At 60.8% G+C, this 20,772-nt stretch carries 16 protein-coding genes and 1 pseudogene; 7 read left to right on the top strand and 10 right to left on the bottom strand.

Annotated elements, in window-relative coordinates; genetic code table 11:
- Positions 1-190: 190 nt before the first annotated feature.
- Together EDD78_RS01715 and EDD78_RS01710 are read right to left on the bottom strand one after the other, a co-directional pair.
- On the bottom strand, positions 191-967 hold the full coding sequence (locus EDD78_RS01715) for an SDR family NAD(P)-dependent oxidoreductase (protein WP_132083681.1): 777 nt from the start codon (positions 965-967) through the stop codon (positions 191-193).
- Between the two features lie 44 nt (positions 968-1,011).
- A complete protein-coding gene (locus tag EDD78_RS01710; protein WP_165873064.1) occupies positions 1,012-2,244 on the bottom strand; it encodes an L-lactate MFS transporter in 1,233 nt (410 codons plus the stop codon).
- Positions 2,245-2,556: 312 nt separating this feature from the next.
- Here EDD78_RS01710 and EDD78_RS01705 point away from each other — a divergent pair, with 312 nt between their 5' ends.
- Positions 2,557-3,465 (top strand): LysR family transcriptional regulator, encoded by a 909-nt coding sequence (locus EDD78_RS01705; protein WP_132083678.1) that lies wholly within the window; start codon positions 2,557-2,559, stop codon positions 3,463-3,465.
- 69 nt (positions 3,466-3,534) lie between these two features.
- On the opposite strand, the gene EDD78_RS01700 is transcribed toward EDD78_RS01705, so the two are convergent.
- Positions 3,535-4,506 (bottom strand): DUF975 family protein, encoded by a 972-nt coding sequence (locus EDD78_RS01700; protein ID WP_132083676.1) that lies wholly within the window; start codon positions 4,504-4,506, stop codon positions 3,535-3,537.
- Positions 4,507-4,648: 142 nt separating this feature from the next.
- On the opposite strand from EDD78_RS01700, the gene EDD78_RS01695 reads away from it, so the two are divergent.
- Both EDD78_RS01695 and rbr read left to right on the top strand, forming a co-directional pair.
- Positions 4,649-5,362 carry a tRNA 2-thiocytidine biosynthesis TtcA family protein gene (locus tag EDD78_RS01695; protein WP_341455969.1) on the top strand — a complete coding sequence of 238 codons (714 nt, stop codon included), beginning with the start codon at positions 4,649-4,651 and terminating at the stop codon, positions 5,360-5,362.
- Positions 5,363-5,456: 94 nt separating this feature from the next.
- The gene (gene rbr, locus EDD78_RS01690; RefSeq protein ID WP_079698212.1) at positions 5,457-5,996 is read left to right on the top strand and encodes a rubrerythrin; all 540 of its coding nucleotides are present in this window, start codon (positions 5,457-5,459) and stop codon (positions 5,994-5,996) included.
- A gap of 139 nt (positions 5,997-6,135) precedes the next feature.
- On the opposite strand, the pseudogene EDD78_RS14285 reads toward rbr, so the two are convergent.
- Positions 6,136-6,261 (bottom strand): annotated as a pseudogene (locus tag EDD78_RS14285) (site-specific recombinase); the annotation flags it as partial.
- 45 nt (positions 6,262-6,306) lie between these two features.
- On the opposite strand from EDD78_RS14285, the gene EDD78_RS01680 reads away from it, so the two are divergent.
- Together EDD78_RS01680 and EDD78_RS01675 are read left to right on the top strand one after the other, a co-directional pair.
- On the top strand, positions 6,307-6,558 hold the full coding sequence (locus tag EDD78_RS01680; protein WP_079698213.1) for a hypothetical protein: 252 nt from the start codon (positions 6,307-6,309) through the stop codon (positions 6,556-6,558).
- A 134-nt stretch (positions 6,559-6,692) separates the two neighbouring features.
- Entirely contained in the window at positions 6,693-7,265 is a 573-nt protein-coding gene (locus EDD78_RS01675; protein ID WP_132083674.1) for a DNA-3-methyladenine glycosylase I, read from the top strand.
- A gap of 155 nt (positions 7,266-7,420) precedes the next feature.
- Here EDD78_RS01675 and EDD78_RS01670 read toward each other — a convergent pair whose 3' ends face one another.
- Positions 7,421-8,818, bottom strand: coding sequence for a sensor histidine kinase (locus EDD78_RS01670; RefSeq protein WP_286170665.1), 1,398 nt, complete (start codon positions 8,816-8,818; stop codon positions 7,421-7,423).
- Positions 8,815-9,540, bottom strand: a complete 726-nt coding sequence (locus EDD78_RS01665) for a LytR/AlgR family response regulator transcription factor (protein WP_132083672.1) — start codon at positions 9,538-9,540, stop codon at positions 8,815-8,817. The genes EDD78_RS01670 and EDD78_RS01665 overlap by 4 nt, the downstream gene beginning before the upstream one ends.
- Positions 9,541-9,725: 185 nt before the next feature.
- Between EDD78_RS01665 and EDD78_RS01660 the strand changes: the two genes are divergently transcribed.
- Both EDD78_RS01660 and EDD78_RS01655 read left to right on the top strand, forming a co-directional pair.
- Entirely contained in the window at positions 9,726-10,097 is a 372-nt protein-coding gene (locus tag EDD78_RS01660; protein ID WP_132083670.1) for a hypothetical protein, read from the top strand.
- 89 nt (positions 10,098-10,186) lie between these two features.
- Entirely contained in the window at positions 10,187-13,720 is a 3,534-nt protein-coding gene (locus EDD78_RS01655; RefSeq protein ID WP_132083668.1) for an S-layer homology domain-containing protein, read from the top strand.
- Positions 13,721-14,254: 534 nt separating this feature from the next.
- Here the strand turns inward: EDD78_RS01655 and EDD78_RS01650 are convergent.
- From EDD78_RS01650 to EDD78_RS01635, 4 genes are all read right to left on the bottom strand, one after another.
- Positions 14,255-15,472, bottom strand: coding sequence for an MFS transporter (locus EDD78_RS01650; protein ID WP_132083862.1), 1,218 nt, complete (start codon positions 15,470-15,472; stop codon positions 14,255-14,257).
- 30 nt (positions 15,473-15,502) lie between these two features.
- Entirely contained in the window at positions 15,503-18,991 is a 3,489-nt protein-coding gene (mfd, locus tag EDD78_RS01645; protein ID WP_207668635.1) for a transcription-repair coupling factor, read from the bottom strand.
- A gap of 17 nt (positions 18,992-19,008) precedes the next feature.
- A complete protein-coding gene (gene pth, locus EDD78_RS01640; protein WP_242942098.1) occupies positions 19,009-19,629 on the bottom strand; it encodes an aminoacyl-tRNA hydrolase in 621 nt (206 codons plus the stop codon).
- 179 nt (positions 19,630-19,808) lie between these two features.
- On the bottom strand, positions 19,809-20,765 hold the full coding sequence (locus EDD78_RS01635) for a ribose-phosphate pyrophosphokinase (RefSeq protein ID WP_079698219.1): 957 nt from the start codon (positions 20,763-20,765) through the stop codon (positions 19,809-19,811).
- Positions 20,766-20,772: the final 7 nt, after the last annotated feature.

The raw sequence follows: 20,772 nt of genomic DNA, 5'->3' as shown, positions 1-20,772 counted from the left end.
ACAAGGACCGGGGGTCCTTGTGTGAAGGTTTGGAGGCAAAGCCTCCAAGGTTTTTTCGCCTCAATAAAAAGGGGAATCGCGCGTAGCGCGAGGGGGAAAACCCCGAGATGGGTTTTCCCCACCTCCTTAGTAAAACAAGGTCCCGGGCGCCGCCAATCAGGCAGCGCCCGGGACCTTTCGCAAAGAGGATTTACAGGTTGCTCCAGCGCAGGTTCTTGCCTCCGTCGATCAGGATGGATTCGCCGTGGATATAATCCGAGTCGTCGCTGGCGAGGAAGAGCGCCAGGTTGGCGATGTCCTGCACGGTGCCCATGCGCCGGGCGGGGATCTTGTCGAATTTGCGCTTGGTCTCCTCGGTATAGCCCGAGTTCATGCGCGTGTCGATGGCGCCCGGGCAGAGGATGTTGCAGCGCACGCCCTTGGTGCCGTATTCCGCGTCGACCTCCTGGGTCAGGCCCATCATGCCGAATTTCGCGGTGATATAGGGCAGCGGCGACAGGCCGGTGCCGCGGATCCCGCTGGCCGAGCCGATGTTGACGATGACACCCTTGCCCTGCTCGACCATATGGGGGATGGTGTACTTGCAGATCAGGAACACGCCGCGGATATCCACGTCCATGATGAAGTCGAACTGCTCCGCAGTGATCTCGCACAGCGGGCGCGGCGGGATGAACACGCCCGCGCAGTTGACCAGGATGTCGATCCGCCCGAAGGCTTTGATCGTCTGGTCGACCATTGAGATGATGTCCTCTTCCTTGGCCAGGTTCACGTCGATCCCGACCGACTTGCGGCCGGTCTCCTGGATGAGCCGCACGACCTCCTCGCCGTCCTTGCCGTCGGTCGGGGTGGCGCCGGAGTAGTAGCTGACGGCCACGTCGGCCCCCTCGCGGGCGAATCGCAGGGCGATTTCGCGCCCCATTCCGTTGGAAGCGCCGGTGACGAGAGCAACCTTGTTTTCAAGTTTCATAACGTTTTCCTCCTCAATCTATTCAATTTGTGTTCCCCGTAGAGTCATTTCGCGGCAGCCTTCTGGGCCACCCGGCGGGAATTGATCCGCATGGCCGCCAGCAGGGCGATCAGCGCCAGCGCGGCGAGCACGCCGGAAAGCACGAACACGTTGACATAGCTCCCGAAGGCCTCCACGCACTTGGCGGCCGACATGGGCCCGATGAACGAGGCCACCGTATAGCCGCTGTACATGACCGACCAGTTGGAGGACATGTGGGTGACGCCGAAGGTGTCCGAGCAAAGCGCCGGGAAGACGGACATAATACTCCCGAAGCAGAACCCCACGACGGACAGCGCCAGCACAAAGGTCGGGAAGGAGTGCACAACCCCGAAGAAGAACATATCCGCCGCGATGATGATAATGATGGCCAGCACCGTGCGGTAGCGGCCGATCTTATCCGAGAGCGAGCCCATGATCAGGCGTCCGGCAAAGCTCATGACCGCCAGCAGGCTGACCATCATGGCCCCCTGGGAGCCGGTCATGCCCACCAGCTCCTGCCCGATCCCCGAGGCGTGGCCGGTCATGATCATGCCGGCGGTGGCGCCCGTCATCAGCACGAACCAGAGCAGATAGAATACGGGGTCCTTGACCATTTCGCCGGTGCGCTTCTCCTGCAGGATGCCCGTTTTCACTGTGGCGACGGGCGGCTCCCAGCCCTCGGGCTTCCAGCCCTTGGGGGGCGCGGTGATCAGCCAGAAGGTGGCGGCCATCAGCACCAGGAAAATGGCCCCCAGGCCCTTGAAGGAATTCTGTACGCCGAAGCGCTCGAGCAGGAAATAGCCCAGCGGGGCGAAGGGCAGCGGGGAGAGGCCCGAGGCGCCGATAACCAGCCCGTTGGCCAGGCCCTTGCGGTCGGGGAACCAGCGCGGGATGGTGGAGACCACCGTGTTGTACCCGAAGCCGGTCCCGATCCCGACGATCAGGCTGAAGAATATGTAGAGCTGCGGCAGGCTGCGGGCAAAGCCTGTCAAAAACCAACCGCCGCCCCAGAAGATGAGCGCCACCAGCATGAGCTTCTGCGGGCCTACCTTGTTCTGCAGCTGCCCGGAGACAAGGTTTGCAAAGAACGTGACGAGCAGCAGCATGGAATAGGCCAAAGACACCTGGCTGAGCTGCCAGCCGTTCGCCTCCATCAGGGGGGCGTTGAAGATGCTCCACACATACGTGGCGCCGAGGCAGATGTTGTTGATTACCAAAGCCGCAAGAATGACCCAACGATTTCTTTCTTTTACCAAAGCCGATCCCTCCATCAAACGAATTTGTTTCTGACGGCAGCGCCGCCGCGCCTCCTCCTTTCACAAAATAATCATGGATATTTGAAATATTTTATTAAATTTCAATATTCATTGACAATATTATAACAAATTGATAAGATGAAATAAATCAACAGTTTACTGTCCAGCATGCCAACGAAATGATGTCAGAAGGGGCGGTAAAAGGGGCATAACGTTAAAAAAGCCTATTTTTCATCCATCTGTCGTCCCGGCTTCGCCGGGGCCGGGGCGGGTCCCGGGAAAGGAGTGGTCGTCCGCGTGGATATCCGGTACATGAAATATTTTTTGCAGATTTGCAAGGCGGGGAGCATACATAGGGTGGCCAAGGAATCCTACATCAGCCAGCAGGGGCTCAGCCGGATCATCGCCGCCATGGAAAGCGAGCTGGGCTTTTCTTTGCTGCACCGTTCCCGCAGCGGGGTGACCCCCACGCTGCAGGGCGAGGTGTTTTACAAATACGCCCGGCGGATCGTGAGCGAATACGAAGCCATGCACGAGGAGCTCGGGCTGATTATGGAGCCCGTCCACGAACAGGTGAGCGTGGTTTACGCCTATGGGGTGCTCAGCCAGCTCACCATGCAGATCCCCAACGCATTCCGCATCGACCATCCCGAGATCGACCTGCTGATCGGCGAATATCCCTACTTTTCCGCCGAACGCATGGTGCAGGACGAGAAGTTCGACCTGGGCTTTGCGTACCTGCCCATCGACCGGGAACGCTTCGATTTTACCCCGGTCTTTAAGGCCCCCTGGCCGCTGCTGGTCCACAAGGACAATCCCCTTTCAAAAAAGAGCACCGTCACCTGCGCCGAGGTCGCGCAGCAGAACCTGGTGCTCATGAGCGAGAGCTTCAAGGGGCATTTCACCTTCCTCAACCGCTGCCGGCAGCTGGGGATCACCCTCAACGTCATTGCCACCATCAACGACCTTTCCGAGTCCTACAAGTGGGTCCAGGACAACGAAGCCGTGGCTTTCTCGACCTTTCAGGCCTGCTCCCAGATCAACGACCCCGACATTTGCACCCTGGTGCTGGACGACGAGGTCTGCGTGGCCAACATCGGGATCATCTGCCGCCGGGGGGAGCCGCTTTCCCCTGCCGCGCAGACCTTTTACGACTACACCGTCGATTATGTGGACGACCTGCCGCCCGAAAAGCGGGAAATCCGCTGGCCCCGGACATAATAATAGGCGGGGGAAGCTAAAAAAGGCAGCGCCGGAAGATATCTTCCGGCGCTGCCTTTTCATTTGTTTTTAGTGGATTTCAGGGCCCTGTTCGTCCTGCCCCTCCTGGCCGTAGCTCCCGTCGCCCGGTTGGCCATAGTTTTGCTCCCCACCCTCCTGGGGGAAGCCGGGAGCCTGCGGAATGTGCGGCGGCACGAAGCCCGAATAATCGGGGTGCAGCTGCTCATACTCGTCGATGGCGGTGTTGAAGAAGGCCACCGAGGCGGCGTTGATGTAGAGGCTGACCGCGAAAATCCCCGCGATGAAGACGATCAGCATGAGCATGAGCAGGGCAATCGAGCCCAGCCCCGGCCCGGCGATGGCGACAAAGACGGTCACCACCAGGAAGGGGACGATACACAGCAGCATCCAGCCGATGAAGGAAAGCTGGAAGGTGAAGTAACGCCAGACGTACTTGCCGCCGATCTTAAAGGAGCTGCCCAGCAGCTTGCCGAAGGTGATCGAACGGTTGCGCAGCGCGATGAAGTAGCTGGCCATCATGAAGGAAGAGATCAGCATGGCCAGCACCATGACCAGCAGCATGCACAGCAGGAACGAGCCCAGCATGGAGGAAAGATTGATATTGGACTGAACCCCGCCCAGCAGCCCGATGGATACGCTGGCGAAGATGCTGCCCAGCATGATGATCATGATCGGAATCATCACCGCCATCATGATGACGGTCAGGATCAGGTTGACCCCGATGACCTTGAGCGAAACCCGGTAATTGGAAAAGAAATCGAACAGGTTGCCCACCCGGCACTGGCGCTTGTAATAGACCATATTGTTGATGTGCAGCAGCCCGAGCATCAGCGGATAGGTGATGAACAGGATGGCGATCGACCAGATGAAGGTCAGCGCCTGGCTGTTCCCAAAGAACATGGAAATTAAGGACAGCCCCACCGAAATGCCGAAATATGCAAGATAGCTGCCCACGAGCAGGCCCTTGTTTTCCCCAATCATCTGCCGGCCCACCGCGCGCGCCTCTTTTGCTTTAATCAAACTAACATCTCCCTCGTCAAAACATCGTTTTATCTATATGATAGCATGGAATGGTCTAATGTCAATCAAATTTTGGAGCTTCTTGCAGGATGGCCTCGTAAAATGCTATAATGGGCCTCATGATACGGGAAAGGGGATTTTTATGGTGCAGAAGATCGCGGGATACATGCGCAAGGCGATCGCCGAATACCAGATGCTCGAGCCGGGGGACCGCCTGGCGCTGGGCATTTCGGGCGGCAAGGACTCTCTCGCCATGCTCGCGGGGCTCTGCCGGCTGCGGGAATATCTGGATATCCCCTTCGATATGGAGGCCTTCACCCTCGACCCCGGCTTTTCGGGGGAGCAGACCGACTATTCCCCCATTGAAGCGCTCTGCCGGGAATGGGGGGTGCCCTATACCGTGCGGCGCACCGGGATTGGGGAGATCATCTTTGACGTACGAAAGGAGCAAAATCCCTGCAGCCTCTGTGCGCGCATGCGCCGGGGCGCGCTGCACGACCTGTGCAAGGAACACGGCTGCAACAAGCTGGCCCTCGGCCACAACTGGGACGACGCGGTGGAGACCTTTGTGATGAACCTCTTCCAGGAGGGGCGGATCGGCTGCTTTTCGCCGGTGACCTATCTTTCGCGCAAGGACCTGACCGTCATCCGGCCGCTGATCTACGCGCCTGAGAAGGAGATTCTCGGCGCGGTGCGCAAGGAGGGGCTGCCCATCGTCAAGTCGAAATGCCCGGTGGACAAGACCACCAACCGCCAACAGACCAAGGACTGGCTCGCCGAGATGGACCAAAAGGACCACGGCTTCTCCAAACGGCTCTTCGGCGCGATGAAGCGCGCCCATGTCGACGGCTGGTGAGCGCACATGGCGCGCCCGAAAAATTACTGATTCAAGCATAAACATGCCTGTTCCTTCCAATAGTAGCATTGAAAAAATCTTTGGAGGGAACGATATGGAATTCAAGGACAGCAAGACCTTTTCCAACCTGATGGCCGCCTTCGCAGGCGAGAGCCAGGCGCGCAGCAAATACAGCTCCTATGCCGACAAGGCCCGCAAGGATGGGTACGAGCAGATCGGGGATATTTTCGACATGACCTCGGACAACGAGTGGAAACACGCCGAAATCTGGCTCAAGTACCTGCGCGGGGGCGAACTGCCAGGCACGCTGGACAACCTTAAGGACGCCGCAGACGGCGAGCATTACGAGTGGACCGAGATGTACCCCGACTTTGCCAAGGTAGCCAAGGAGGAGGGCTTCACCGAGATCGCCGCCAAGTTCGAGCTGGTGGCCAAGGTGGAGAAGGAGCACCATGAGCGCTACGTTAAACTGCGGGACAACCTGAGCCAAAACCTGGTCTTCAAGCGCCCCACCTCGATCACCTGGATCTGCCGCGCCTGCGGCCACATCCACGTCGGGGAGAGCGCCCCGGTGGTCTGCCCGATCTGTGGACGCCCGCAGGCCTTCTTTGAAGAGAAGAGCGACAACTATTAATTAAGAAAAACCTGGGAGGGACCGCCGCGAGGCGGTCCCGAATAAAAAAGTATCGTACGAGCGAACGGCATAGTCAGTTGACTATGCCGTTTTGCTGTTCGTCGCGTTCGTATCCGGCAGTTCAATCACACCAACACATCAGCTCCGTTTGCAGGATAGCAACCCTTTCCCGTAGCTCCTTCTGTTCGGCTTCGTAACCGCCGGACAGCTTTGTAAACCGTTCGTCAGAGATTTTTCCAGATACGCCGTCCTCATAAAGCCGCCCCAAAAGCCTGTCCCGCTCTTTGCCCGCCACACGGCCCGGATTTTCATGAAGGAAGCCCACAAGAGAGACAGCATCAGCGCGCCGGAAAGCTCCGTGGCCGAAGAGCTCAAAAAGGGTTTAGAGGCGGCGGCGAGCTTCAAAGCAAGCGAGTTGGAACGGCTGGTCATGATTTTCTGCAAGCAGACGAGGCTGAAATACAACCGCTTAACGGAGGAAGAAAAACAGTGGCTTGTCCGGAGCGCGCACAAGCTCGAGCCGGCGAAAAGCCCGATCAGTCGGGGAAGCAAGAGGCGGTGACGGGTTGGACGGGGCTACTCAGACTTAAGTAGGTTAGGCAGGTCCATAAAATGTCCTAAAAACCTGAACTACACATAACCTAATGAGTATGGTACTATGTAAAGAGAATACATTGAATTGAAAGGACGTGCCTTATGTGTGAAAAAAGCCGCTGCTCTTGGGCGGGGGATCTCCCCATATACATAGACTACCACGACAATGAGTGGGGACGGCCCGTACATGACGATGACAAGCTGTTTGAAATGTTGATTTTAGAGGGAATGCAGGCCGGGTTGAGCTGGCTTACCGTTCTCAAAAAAAGAGAGGCGTTCCGGGAAGCGTTCGATGGATTCCAGCCAGGCAAGGTAGCTCTTTACGATGAGAGAAAAATACAGGAGCTGCTGGCAAACGAAGGAATCATCAGAAACCGTCTCAAACTGAACGCCGCTGTAACAAATGCCCAAGCGTTTCTAAAAACACAAGAAAAGTACGGGAGCTTTCATAAATTCATTTGGGCATATGTGAATGATACTCCAATTCAAAACCACTGGGAGAAAATGGAGCAGGTGCCGGCCACAACCCCACTCTCGGACCGAATCAGCAAAGATTTGAAAAAGATGGGATTTCGATTTGTCGGCTCGACGATCGTCTATGCGTTCATGCAGGCTACGGGCATGGTGAATGACCATATGACGGATTGCTTTGTATATCAGGAGGGCAAGGCATAATTTTACATCCGATGTTGCACATTTCCATAAGGAGTATTAAAAAGAATGTGTCCCCTTGTGGGACACATTCTTTGCTTATAGGGGGGGATCCTCCCCAACGAAGCAAATATTTTGGCCCATAGGGCCAAGATGGGCAAGTGTGCATACGCTTGCCGCTATTGTTTGAGCGGAAACGCCCCTTCCCCAGCCGGTACGGTTTCCCCCGTCCCGTCCGGGACGAGTTTCAGCAGCACAGAGGCGTAAAACACCCCGCCTTTCTGCTCGAACTGCACCGTGCCGCCGTACCGGGCGGCGATCTCCCGCATCGAGGCGGCCCCGATTCCGGCCCCCTCCCGTTTGGAGGAAAGCGGCGTGTCCCCGTCGAACACCACGGGCGTCGCGCATGGATTGTCCACCAGAATTAAAAGCGTGGAGCCGCCCCGACGCTTTACCCGGAGCTTGATGGCCTGCGGCCCTCCCGCCGCCTCCCGCTTGCAGGCTTCCACCGCGTTTTCCAGCAGGTTCCCCAGCAGCACCGTGATGTCCGTACCGGACACCGGGCAGTCGTCCGGGTAATCTACTCCCGCTTCAAACTCGATTCCGTTATCCCGCGCCAAGGCCGCGTAGTAGCAGACAATGGCGTTTACCACGTCGTTGCGGCAATACCGCTCCCAAGTGTCCGGAGGCAGGTGGGTCTGATAGAGGTCGATGTATTCCGCAAGGCCCTCCTTGTCGTCATGCTCTATGTAGGACTGTACCACGGCCAAATGCTGCCGGAGGTCATGGCGGGCCTTGCGCGTTTCATCCATGTACGCCGCCAGCAGGTCATATTGCTTTTTCTGCGCCAGCAGGCTCCGGTCGGCGTACCGGAGCGATTCTTCCAGCTGCGTCCGGCTCCGTGAGATTTCCAGCACCCGGAGCGCCACATGGGACACATAGCAGGCCCCGAACAGCATGAGGTAGCGGCAGACTAGAAACTGCCATGAGGCGAAGGCGTACACGTCGGTCACGGTACAGTAAAGCAGGCCGAACAGCGTGGAAAACAGTGGGATCTTCCAGAACCGCCGCCAGATTTCCGGGTCCTCGATTTTCAGCGCGTCCCGTACCGTATGGAGGAAAAACCGGAGCAGAAACGGACAGGTAATCAGGTAGATCACAATGCGGGCGACGTTGTAGACCAGATAGGGGTGCCGGCCGGACATGTCCGGGAAAAAACGGCTTTCAATAAAGTTCGCGTTGCCCATGACAAAAAACTGCCACGCCAGCGTGAGCAGCCAGGTAAACAGGAGCTTGGGCAGGGTGTCCTTAATCAGCGAAAAGGCGCAGGCCAGATATGCCAGCATAAAGACGTAACGGAGAATGGTCGTCCACCGGGCCGCCGCCTCATAGCCGCCCAGGTTGACGGCGTAAAAGGACGCGCTGTACGCCGTCGTCAACACCAACTGCACCAGCACCACATACCGGAAGGGAATCCGCAGCCTGCCGCGAAAAATCCAGTACCGGGGCATGGTAAAGGGAATGGTATCGAGGAACGGGAACAGCAGCACCATCAGCGTGTCCATCATGTTCATCATAAAAGCGCGTCCTCCCTTTCCCGCTGGAACAGATAGGAGCTGTACAACCCCTCCAGCGTCTTTTTCTCCCGCTGGGCAAAGGGGACGCTGGCCCCATTGTCCATCAGGAACGCCAGGGCGTCGATGCGCTCCACCCGTTCGGCGTTGACGATACAGCCCTTGTAGCAGGTCAAAAACTGCGGGTAGGGGGCCAGCAGACCGTTCAGCTCCCCAAAGGGGACGCGGAACCGGAGGACGCCCCGCCGCTCCGTGTGAATTTGGGTATAGTGTTCGTCCTTGTCGCACCAGAGGATTTCATGGAGCAAGACGCGCTCCTGCTTCACTTGGATAAAACGTGCGCCCCGTATTTTCTCCACCCCGCAAAGCTCCATTGTCTTTTCAAAATCGCCGTAGCCATAGGGCTTTACCAGATACCCGCAAGCCCGCACCCCGTAGCTCTCGACGGCGTGGCTCTCGCTGGTGGTGACGAACACCAGCGCCGCCAGCTTGTCCCTCTCGCGGATTTTCCGGGCCGTGTCAATGCCGGAAAGCCCGTCCATGTACTGGTCGATAAAAATAATGTCCCACGCCTCCGGCTGGAATTGGGACAAAAATTCCTCCCCGCTGGAAAACTCCTTCACGCTGGGTGTCTCCCCGGCGTAATGCTCGCTAAAATATTGGTGCAGGCACTTTTGTAAATCCTCCCGGCACGCTTCCAGGTCGTCTATGATTGCGGCTTTCATGTCCGAGGCCCTCCTTCCTTATCATAAATTTTTTTGATGTCAAGACCATTTTACCGCAAAAATCCCGTTTTGGCCATGCAAGTCGCGACCAAAAATGTCAAGTTACGGCCACCCCCTTGAATACCGCCATTTTTTCGATTATCGTGAAAGTGTAGAAAACGATCTGGACAGGAAGGAGGCCGCGTATGTGGAACATGATTGTCTGCGACGGTGACAAGCCGGAGCGGGAGCAGCTCATGGAGTTGGCCCGCCGGTGCTTGGAGAAAATGGAGATGGAGGCAACGGTCACGGGCTGCGCGGGCTGGCCGGAGCTGGACGGCATGGCAAAGCGGGCGCTGCCGGACGCGGTGATCGTGGCGCAAAGCGGCGTGGAGGGGCTGAACACCATCACCAGCGCGCGGCTGCTGTCCCGGAAAATCATCTGGTTTTCCGATCTGGATTTCGGGGTGCAGGCGTACCGGCTATGTGTGCCGTTCTTCTGCCAAAAGCCGGTTACGCGCTATAAGATGGAGCAGGCGCTCTCCCGGTTCATGGAGGATTGCCAAGGGGCCGGGTAAACAGGGATTCAAATAAGCAATCAAAGCGGATTGGAAGGGGGTATACTCCCTTATCCGTCCGCATACCAAGCGATAGGCGGGAACGGTTTATGATTAGAAATGGGAAACGGATAAGGGCGGTGCTGCTGGCCGCCGCGCTGGTGTTTACCCAGCTGGGGGCCACGGCCTACGCGGCGGAACCCCCGGCAGACGCCGGCCTGTGCGAACACCACCCGGAGCACACCGCGAAGTGCGGCTATACGGAGGCCCGGCCGGACCACGATTGCGAGCACCAACACACGCCGGACTGCTACGCGGACGAGCCAATCTGCGGCATGGACGAGGACGCGGAGCAGACGGACGCCGACGCGGGCCACACGCACGGGCAGGCGTGTTACGCGCTGGACTGCCCCCATGAGCGCGGGGAGCATGATGCCGATTGCGGCTACATGGAGGCTGTCCCGGACCGGTCCTGCGGCTTCGTCTGCAAGGTCTGCGCCGGGGAGCCGGACAAGGACATCGGCAAAGAGGAACCCGCCGCGGACAAAAACGATTTGACCCCGCCCGAGAAAACGGGGCCAAAAAACGTTTCGCCGAAGGGCGGGGAGGCTGTCACCGTCACGGCCTTTGACGGTCTGGACGACGAGGTGGAATATCAGATTGTCCCGGCCGGTACGCCGCTGGACGATCTGACCCTGCCCGCCACGCTGGGCGCGTCGGGCTACATCGTGGCCGGCGGCGCCGACCCGGAGCCGGAGGCAATCACCATAACCGGCGTGGCGTGGGAGCCGGACAGCCCGTGGGACGATACCGCCGGGCAGGGCGGCTATACCTTCACCCCGATCCTTCCGGCCGGTTATACGCTGGCCGGCGGCGTGGAGCCGCCGGAAATCAATGTGCGGATCGGCGGGGCAATCACGTTTGCCCTTCAAAGCAGCGTTCTGACCGCGGAGTTTGACGACAACGGCAGCGGCGGCACAGACGCGGACAACAACAAAATGAACGACGCCATTGCCGCCGCGTTTGCTGTCCTCCCGGCCGACAGCTACAAAACCATTACCACCATCAAGCTCACCGGCGACGCGGCGGAGATCACAAAATGGAACTGGAAATACCTGATCGGCCGATACGACGAAAGCAGCGGCTGGGACAGCCTGACGGCCCTCGACCTGTCCGGCATGACGAACCTGACCACGGTTAAGAATGATACGGGCTATACAGGCTCCAATCCGACAAAGCTGAAAACCGTGGAGCTGCCGGATACGATGACTGAAATTGGGAGTTATGCGTTTCAGAACTGCGCAAACCTCACCCTGCAAGAGCTGCCAAAAAAGCTGACCAATATTGGGGATCATGCGTTTAGCGACTGTACGAGCCTTGCCCTGCAAGAGCTGCCGGGCGGCGTAGCTGAAATAGGGGATTCTGCGTTTTCGAGCTGCTCGAGCCTTAACGAGATCATCATGGAACCCATGACCGCGCCGACGCTGGGGAATGACGTTTTTAAGGGCACAAACATCACTTTCTACGTCCCCAAGGACGGAACAGGGTATAACAGCGGCGGCTGGGAGAACTTGCACACGGTGGAGTACAGCCCCACCACGGCGCTCTCCCTTCCGGCCACGCTGATACTGTGGTCAAATGGACGCCGTACGCTGACCGCCACATTCACGCCGGACGACGCTACATTCAAGGATATTAGTTGGGAAAGCAGCGATACCGGCGTCGCCACGGTGGACAAGAACGGCAACGTAACCGCCGTGGCGGCAGGAACGACGACCATCACCGCCACCTCCCGGCAAGGAAGAAAAACGGCCACCTGCGCCGTTACCGTGAAAACCGCGCCGCCGGCCCTTTCCATCACGCTGAACATCATTGCCCCCAGCCACGGCGTCCTCACCGTCCGCGAGGGCGATTCCACCGGCCGCCTGCTGGCGGACGGGGATCGCATCTCCGACGGGACGATAGTTTGGGCGACGGCCAGCGCCGACCCGGGCTGGCAGGTGGACGGCATCGAGATTGCGGGCAGACGTACGCCACGCGATACCGTGTCGACGATGCTGGTTGGCGACGGCGTCTGCGAGATCTCCGCCAAAATCTCCCCCGCCCCCTATGATGCGCAGGATCATACCTCCAGCCGCCATTATACCACCACCCCGGAACCGTCGAAACCCGATAACCCCGTGCTGGCCGTGGTCGAGCTGCCCGTGTCCGTGGGGAGCGGCGCGGCCACCGGCAAGCCGGACGACGGGCGCACGGCGTCGGCCATAGCCGGGGCTGGGAGGAACGCCAAGGCCAGGACAAACGGTATCGCGGTACGGTTCGACGCGAAAACGTCCCTGGCCTACGACGGCTTTTCCATCGTGATTGCGCGGGCCACCCTTGACCGGCTTATCGCCGCCAAGGTAAAGTATGTCACCTTGAACACCTCCATTGTGGATATGACCTTTGACCTTGCGGCGCTGCAGGAGATTCAGAAACAGGCCACCGGCGACATTGCCCTGACCGCCGTCCGGGAAACCGGCCTTGCCGGGGACGCGCGGGCCGCTGTCGGCTCCCGCCCGGCCTACCGGCTGGCCGTGGGCTATACCGGCGCGGACGGCAAGGCGGGGACCATCCAGAGCTTCGGCGCGGGCCGCGTCACCCTGGGGCTCGCCTACAAGCCAGTCGCCACCGAGCAGACCGGCACCCTGTTCCTGGTTTACAGCGCGGATGGCAAGGGCGCCCAGTGGCTGTACCAATCCAGCTACGACAGGAACAGCGGGAATGTGATCGCCTCCACCGGGCATCTCAGCGTGTACGGCGTGGGCTATCAGACGGCCCCGGCCTTTACCGACACCGGGAACCATTGGGCCAAGGCGGATATTGATTTCGTGGCAAGCCGGGGCCTGTTCCAAGGCGCAGACGGCGCCTTGGGCACGCCGGAAACCACGTTTTCCCCGGATGGCACCATCACGCGGGGCATGTTCGTAACGGCGCTGGGACGGCTGGCCGGGATAGACCCCGCCTCTTATCCCTCCAGCCGGTTTAACGACGTTGCCGGTTCCTCTATCTATGCCCCCTATGTGGAGTGGGCGGCCTCCAAGGGTATTGTGAGCGGCACGGGCGAAAAGACCATCTCGCCCGATTCGGCGATCACCCGTGAACAGATGGCGGTCATTATGCAGCGGTACGCCCAAAGGCTGGGGTACACCCTCCCCGTGGCGCGGAAGGCCGTGACATTTACGGACGAGAACCAGATCACCGGCAGCATGAAGGGCGCGGTGCAGCGGGTCCAGCAGGCCGGGATTATGAGCGGCAAGGGCAACAACCGCTTCGGCCCCAAGGACTCCGCCACCCGCGCCGAGGCCGCCGTGGTGCTGCGCCGGTTTGTGGAGGTCGTCATCGACCGTGACACGGCGGGCGGCTGGGGACAGAACGACGCCGGACGCTGGCTCTACCATCTGGACGGAAAGCCCGTCACCGGCTGGAAACAGATAGAGGGGAAATGGTACTGGTTTGACGCTGCGGGCCTCATGCAAGCCGGGGGCTGGAAGCAGGTCGGCGATAGCTGGTACTACTTCTACCCGGACGGCAGCATGGCCGTGAGCACCAAGGTGGACGGCTATGAGGTCGGGCCGGACGGGGTACGGAAGGAAAAGGAATAGTCAAAAACTGCAAAACAGGGGCGCGAATGATTCAACGTCATTCGCGCCCCTGTTCCGTTTGGGAGTGGATTTGCCCCACACTTTCCCTTGCTGCTCTTTATATCCGTCCGTGAGTTTTGGGCGGGATTTCACCTGAAGCAAAGCAGCCCACAGCGCATAGCATAAGGCCAAAATGCTTGCTTAAAAGGACGCGATGATTTGCTGTTTTTACATATGGGCAGCCAGCAAATTCCAGCTTGTAGGGCTGCTTAAACTTGCGCTGCTTGGGTTAAGGTGGGCAAAATTGGGGGTTGGACGACCAAACTGAATCGTCTATTGTCCCCTCCTGCCCCGCGATCTCGACGGGCTCTTCCCGCGCGCCCTCATTGTCAAGGACTAAATTATCGCCGCCTGAAAAGAAAGTATAGTCTATGTAGCGTCCCTGCCCGTCCTGATAGTAAACGCTTTTATCGCGTCGTCGGCTCGCGGCGGCGTTTTAATCCGCATACCTTCTGGCAAAAAGGGAGGGACCGCCTCGCGGCGATCCCTCCCTTTTTATGCGTCCCGGGATCGCTGTAGCAGCCACTGCGCGGCGATCCCCGCGGCAGTGATCAGGATTATCCCGATCCCCGAAATCAAGAACCACATATGCACCCCGACCCATTCGGCCACCGGGCTGCCGATAAGCAGCCCGACCGGCATGGAAAAGGAACCCGCCAGCGCCAGGAGGGAAAATGCCCGTCCCATCTTTTCGGGCGGGATGCTCGACTGCATGTAGGCGACGAGCGGGATGCTGTGCACGTTGCCAAAGCCCCCCATCACCCCGCAGGTGACGGTAAATACGCACCACGCCCACATGGTGGGGGGCAGCATGCCGCAGAGCGCGGCCGTGACGCCGATTCCCAGGAGCCCGAGATAGGCCACCGCCAGGTGCCGCCGCACCTTGATCACGCTCCCGAACAGCAGCGCGGACACCATCATCCCCAGCGCATACGCCACCTCGACCGCGCTGCCGTGCCAGGCCGAGGCGCCGAAATAGTCGCTGGTCATCAGCGGGTAGAAGGAGGCCAGCGGCAGATAGAAGATCATGCAGAGCGTCTCCACCGAAACGATCAGCAGCAGGGGTCGGTCCTCCAGATAGACCCGAAGGCCCTCTTTAAGCTCGCCCAGTGTGCTCCTGTGCTCCTGCGGCGCCGGCTCGAGCTTCGGGACGGCGACCGCCGCCAGGAGGCCGCTCGCGGCGAGCGCCCCCAGAAGGTCGGTCAGCAGCACCACCGGCAGCGGGAAGGCGGCATAGAGCGCTGCCCCCAGCGCCGGTCCCAGCAGAAAGGAGCCGGACGCGAGCAGCTGGTTCCACCCGCCCACCTTGGTCAGTTCCCCGGCCGGAACGATCTGCGGGATCAGCGCCTGGATGGCCGGCTGGTGGAAGGTGCTGCCCACGCTGCGCAAGCCCAGGATCACCAGCGCCGTCCAGACCGGCATGTCATACATCCAGAGCAGGACTGCGAACGCGGCGGCGACCAGGCCGATAAACAGGTCGGCCGCGATGCAGATATGCTTTCTTTGGTAGCGGTCGGCGGCTATACCCGCCACGGGGCTGAGAAAGGTCATCGGCAAAAAGGCCACCAGCCCCGACAGGCCCATCATAATAGCCGAGCCCGTCTCGCTGGCGATCCACCAAATCAGTGCGAACTGCACGGCCGAGCTGCCGATCAGGGAGGCCATCTGCCCGATGGCAATGGTAAAAAACTTTCTTTTCCAGGTCTTGTTCATTGGGTTCTCCATAGTCGGGCCCGCCGGCTGTTATTCCTGCTTTTGGGCCGCCGGTTCGTCCTCGCGCATATTCTGCAAAATGGCGCGCATCTCCTCCAAAATGTCCTCGCCCGGGCGCAGGCGCACCGCGATGTAGGGGCGCTTGCCGCCCGAGACCATCACCCGGCCCTTTAGGCGGGAGGCGAGCAGTCCGGCCCCCTTCATGTCCAGCGGCTCCTGGAAGAGGAGCACCGCGTCGTCGCGCTGCTGGATCTCGCTGATCCCGAAGTTGGCCGCCATGTTGCGCAGCAGCGAGACGTCGATTAAGCCCAGCACCGCCAGCGGCGGCTCGCCGAAGCGGTCGATCAGCTCGTCGATCACGTCGCGCGCGTCCTCGTCGCTACCGATGGCGGCGATCTTCTTGTAGATGTCGATCCGCTGGGTGAGGTTCTGGATATACTCCTCCGGGATGTGGGCCGACACCCGCAGATCGATCATGCACGCCTCCGAGCGCTGCTGCACCGGCTCGCCCTTCTGCTCCATCACCGCGTCGCTCAAGAGTTTTAAGTACATCTCGTAACCGACCGATTCCATATGCCCGTGCTGGGCCGCGCCCAGGATATTCCCGGCGCCTCTTATCTCGAGGTCCCGCATGGCGATTCGGAAGCCCGACCCGAAGGAGGTAAATTCCCGGATCGCGCTCAGGCGCTTGGAGGCCACGTCCGAGAGCTCCTTGCCCGGACGGAAGGTGAAGTAGGCGAAGGCCCGCCTGCTGCTGCGCCCGACCCGCCCGCGCAGCTGGTAGAGCTGGGAGAGGCCCATGTTGTCCGCGTCCTCGATGATCAAGGTGTTGCAGTTGGCCACGTCCACCCCGGTCTCGATGATGGTGGTGCAGACCAGCACGTCGATCTCATGGTCGATCAGCTGCTGCCAGATATTCGAGAGCTCCTCCTCGTTCATCCGCCCGTGCGCCACGGTGATCCGCGCGTCGGGCAGCAGCTCCTGCAGCCTTTTCGCGGTGGAGTGGATGCTGTCGATCCGGTTGTGGAGGTAGAACACCTGCCCGTCGCGGCGCAGCTCCCGCCGCACGGCCTCGGCGATCACCCCCCAGTCGTGCTCCAGCACATAGGTCTGCACCGGGCGGCGGTCCACCGGGGCCTCCTCGATGGTGGACATGTCCCGTATCCCGCTCATCGCCATGTTGAGCGTGCGCGGGATCGGGGTGGCCGAGAGGGTGAGCACGTCCACATTGGTACGCAGCTGCTTGAAGCGCTCCTTGTGCGCCACGCCGAAGCGCTGCTCCTCGTCGATGACCACCAGCCCGAGATCCTTAAACTCCACGTCCTTTTGCACCACGCGGTGGGTGCCAACCACGATGTCCACCTCGCCCTTTTTGAGCCGGCGCACCACCTCGGCCTGCTGCTTTGGGGTGCGGAAGCGGGAGAGCAGCTCGACCGTGACCGGGAAGCCCTCGAAGCGCCGGCGGATGGTGCCGAAGTGCTGCCAGGCGAGGATGGTGGTGGGAACCAGCACCGCGCACTGCTTGCCGGCCTCCACGCACTTGAAGGCGGCGCGAAGCGCCACCTCGGTCTTGCCGAAGCCCACGTCCCCGCAGAGCAGCCGGTCCATCGGCACCGGGCGGCACATGTCCGCCTTGATCTCTTGGATGCAGCGCAGCTGGTCGTCCGTCTCCTCGTATTCAAACCGCCCGTCGAAGTCCCGCTGCCAGTCGTCGTCCTCGGGGAAGGCGTAGCCCTTGGTGTTCATCCGCTGGCCATAGAGCTTGATCAGCTCCCCGGCCATCTCGTCGACCGCCTTCTTGACCCGCTGGCGGGTCTTCTGCCACTCGAGGGAGTTGAGCTTATTCAGGCGCACCGCCTTGTCGTCCGAGCCGCCCACGTACCGGCTGACCATGTCCAGCTGGTTGACCGGCACGAAGAGCGCATCGGTCCCGGCGTAGCGGATCTTGATGTAGTCCTTGGTGACCCCGTGGATCTCCCGCTTGATGATCCCCTCGAACACGCCGATCCCGTGGGAGACGTGGACCACGTAGTCCCCGGGCGTCAGGTCGGAAAGGCTCTTGAGCGCCTCCCCCTTCTTGTGCCGGCCCCGGCGCTTGGGGGCGACCTGCCGGTGCTTTTGGTGGGTGAGGACCGCCAGCTTTATTTCAGGGTACTCGAAGCCGGCGCTCAGCGTCCCGGCGGTGACCGAGACCTTGCCCGACGCGCAGGCCCCGTCCGGGGAGAGAGCGGCGTCGATCCCCTCCTTGATAAGGTCGGCGCACAGGGTGGCCGCAGCCTTCTCGCCCCCGGCGTAGATCAGCACCCGGTAGCGCTGGGAGAGGAAGTTTTGCAGATCGTCCACCAGCACCGAGAGGTCCCCGCTCCAGCTCGAGAGCTGGATGGCGCTCACCTGCAGCAGCTCCTTGAGGGGGATGTCGGCCATGCTGCGCGCGAAGGTGTCCATCACCACCGAGCGGTTTTTACAAAGCCGCGCGGTGAGGGCGGCAAAATCGTCGTAGAAGTCGCAAAGCGCCGGGAAGAGCACCCCCTCCTCCAAGAGGGCGGCGGTGTCCTCGTCCAGCTGCCACCTCGAATTTTTGAGCGCCTGCACGCAGGTGATGGGTTCGCACAGAAAGATGGTCGGCTTATAAAAATGCTCGAACAACGTCGCCGGCTGCTCGTAGAGCAGGGCGATGTATTTGTCGATGTTTTGCAGGGTGGCGCCGCCGGCGATCCGCTCGACATCCGCCTCGATGTGCTCGCGGGCTCTGGCGGCAAACTTGCCGCGAAGGGTCTTCGCGTGCGCTTGCAGCTTGCGCACCAGGGCGGCCGGCTCGCCGAGGAGCACCTCGCGCGCCGGGGTGATCTGCACGCTCTCGAGGGGGTTTTCCCGCCGCTGGCTCTCCACCTTGAAGGTCCAGATGCTGTCGATCTCGTCCCCCCAGAACTCGATCCGCAGCGGGTCGGGATAGAGGGGGGCGAAGATGTCGAGGATCCCGCCGCGCAGGGCGAACTGGCAGACCCCCTCGACCTGTTCGGCGCGGGTGTAGCCGCAGCTGATCAGGACCTCCACCAGCTCCTCGATGTTGTAGCTCTCGGTGCAGCGCAGCTCAAGGGTATGCCGGCGCAGCGCCTCGGGCGGGATGGTGTGCAGCAGCGCCGCCTCGGCGCTGGCAGTGACCACCCGCAGCGAGCCGTGCGCGAGGGAGGAGAGCACCCCGAGGCGCGCGTGCTCGTATTCGAGCGAGGCGCCCTCCACCTCCCGCAGCGTCAGCTGGCGCGCGGGGAAGGGGGCGGCGTACTCCCCGCCCCACAAAGCGTTGATGTCCTCGGCCATGCGCACGGCGGACGCCTCGTCCGGGGTGATGACCAGGACGGGGGACTCCTCCCCGGCTGCGAGGGAATAGATGAAGTGCGCCTTGTGAATGCCGCCAAGGCCTATCACGCAGGCCGGGCAGTTGCCGGCGCGCAGGGCATGGCGCAGGGTGTCAAACTGCTCGAGGCCATCGAGCAGGGACTGGTTCTTTCGCTTTTCCAAATTCTCGGCTCCTTTGCTCAGGCTCCGTTATAGCGGTTCATGGCTTCGGCGATGTTTCCGCCAAGGATCAGCTCCACCGCGTCGGTACAGCGCTCAATGGCGTTCGCCAGCTGTCTAAGCTCATCCGGTGTAAAGCGGCTGAGCACCCAGTCGGCCAGGTCGTAGTCCGGGTGGGGCTTTTTGCCCACCCCCAGGCGCACCCGGGGGAACTGGTCCGAGCCGGAGAGGTAGATGATGTTCTTCATCCCGTTGTGGCCCCCGTCGCTCCCGCGGCGGCGCACCCGCAGCTTCCCCGGCTCCAGGGTGATGTCGTCGTAGAGGATCAGGGTGCGCTCGGGCGGGATCTTATAAAACTGCATCGCCTCGCAGACCGCCTGCCCGGACAGGTTCATGAAGGTCGAGGGCTTCATCAGCAGCGCCCGGTGCCCGCCGATCATGCAGTCGTTGCAGGAGGATTTGAACTTGAGCCTATCCAGGCGCACCCCCGCCCGCCCTGCCAGCGCGTCGGCGGCCATGAAGCCGGCATTGTGCCGGGTCATTTCATATTTTGCCCCGGGATTTCCAAGCCCCGCGACGATATACTCCAGCTTGCCGGACGGCTGGTACTCCGAAAAAAAGTCCTTCATTTTCTGAAACATGGGGTCGTGCGCTCCTTTGCCGGTTAAAAATTTACGCTTGCGGGCATGCAATTAGCCCTTAATTCCGCGAAAGGGGGGAATTAAGGGCGAAATGCAACTGATTCTCGGGTAATCTCAGGATGGGACGGCGGGCGGCAGAATATGCGCGCCCGCCGAAAAGGACAATGAATCGTTAATGGCTACACAAAGAGGGGGGAGACCGGCTTATCCTTATAGATGCGCTCGATCGCCTCGGCGAAGACGGGGGCCACCGGCAGCACGGTGATCATATCCGAGCTCTTCTCCTCGGGCAGCGGGATGGTGTCCAGAATCACCAGCTCCTTGATGACGCTCTGTTCCAGCCGGCTGATGGCCGCCCCGGAGAGCACGCCGTGGGTCGCGCAGGCAAAGACCTCCTTGGCCCCGCCCTTCTCGACCAGGGCGCCCGCGGCGTTGCAAAGCGTCCCGGCGGTGTCGATCAAATCGTCGACGATGATGGCGCTCTTGCCGCGCACGTCGCCGATGATGTTCATCACCTCGCTGACGTTCGCCTTCGGGCGGCGCTTGTCGATGATCGCCAAGGGCGCGTCGAAGCGCTCGGCGAACTTGCGCGCCCGGCCGACCGAGCCGAGGTCGGGGGAGACGATGACGATGTCCTCCTTGTTGGGGAAGCGCTCATCGAAGTGGGGGATCAGGATCGGCACGCCCAGCAGATGGTCCACCGGGATGTCGAAGAAGCCCTGGATCTGGGGCGCGTGCAGGTCCATGGTCAGGACCCGGTCGGCCCCGGCCGCCGCGATCAGGTCGGCGCACAGCTTGGCGGAGATCGGGTCGCGGGCCTTGGCCTTGCGGTCCTGGCGCGCATAGCCGAAGTAGGGGATGACCGCCGTGATCCGCCCGGCCGAGGCGCGCTTGAAGGCGTCGAGCATGATCAGCAGCTCCATGATGTTGTTGTTCACCGGCGAGCAGGTGGACTGCACCACGAAGACGTCCGAGCCGCGGACCGATTCGCCGATCGAGACCGAGATTTCACCGTCCGAGAAGGTCGTCACCTCGCTCTTGCCGACCGGAAGCCCGAGGATTTTCGCCATCTGGGCCGCTACGTGCGGACAGGAGTTTGCCGCGAAGATTTTGATGTCCTTACCGTGTAGATTCATGCCTTTT

The sequence above is a fragment of the Harryflintia acetispora genome (assembly GCA_004340125.1).
GTDB lineage: Bacteria > Bacillota > Clostridia > Oscillospirales > Ruminococcaceae > Harryflintia > Harryflintia acetispora.
The sequence above is the reverse complement of the archived record's forward strand: the minus strand, read 5'-3'. Positions and strand labels throughout refer to the sequence as shown.

What these genes read in the sequence shown, in the direction of transcription:
- EDD78_RS01650 (WP_132083862.1), bottom strand. Translation starts at nt 15,472, where the DNA reads ATGAACAAGACCTGGAAAAGAAAGTTTTTTACCATTGCCATCGGGCAG.
- pth (WP_242942098.1), bottom strand. Translation starts at nt 19,629, where the DNA reads ATGTTTCAGAAAATGAAGGACTTTTTTTCGGAGTACCAGCCGTCCGGC.
- rbr (WP_079698212.1), top strand. Translation starts at nt 5,457, where the DNA reads ATGGAATTCAAGGACAGCAAGACCTTTTCCAACCTGATGGCCGCCTTC.
- EDD78_RS01680 (WP_079698213.1), top strand. Translation starts at nt 6,307, where the DNA reads ATGAAGGAAGCCCACAAGAGAGACAGCATCAGCGCGCCGGAAAGCTCC.
- EDD78_RS01695 (WP_341455969.1), top strand. Translation starts at nt 4,649, where the DNA reads ATGGTGCAGAAGATCGCGGGATACATGCGCAAGGCGATCGCCGAATAC.
- EDD78_RS01715 (WP_132083681.1), bottom strand. Translation starts at nt 967, where the DNA reads ATGAAACTTGAAAACAAGGTTGCTCTCGTCACCGGCGCTTCCAACGGA.
- EDD78_RS01670 (WP_286170665.1), bottom strand. Translation starts at nt 8,818, where the DNA reads ATGATGAACATGATGGACACGCTGATGGTGCTGCTGTTCCCGTTCCTC.
- EDD78_RS01675 (WP_132083674.1), top strand. Translation starts at nt 6,693, where the DNA reads ATGTGTGAAAAAAGCCGCTGCTCTTGGGCGGGGGATCTCCCCATATAC.
- EDD78_RS01665 (WP_132083672.1), bottom strand. Translation starts at nt 9,540, where the DNA reads ATGAAAGCCGCAATCATAGACGACCTGGAAGCGTGCCGGGAGGATTTA.
- EDD78_RS01705 (WP_132083678.1), top strand. Translation starts at nt 2,557, where the DNA reads ATGAAATATTTTTTGCAGATTTGCAAGGCGGGGAGCATACATAGGGTG.
- EDD78_RS01660 (WP_132083670.1), top strand. Translation starts at nt 9,726, where the DNA reads ATGTGGAACATGATTGTCTGCGACGGTGACAAGCCGGAGCGGGAGCAG.
- EDD78_RS01655 (WP_132083668.1), top strand. Translation starts at nt 10,187, where the DNA reads ATGATTAGAAATGGGAAACGGATAAGGGCGGTGCTGCTGGCCGCCGCG.
- EDD78_RS01635 (WP_079698219.1), bottom strand. Translation starts at nt 20,765, where the DNA reads ATGAATCTACACGGTAAGGACATCAAAATCTTCGCGGCAAACTCCTGT.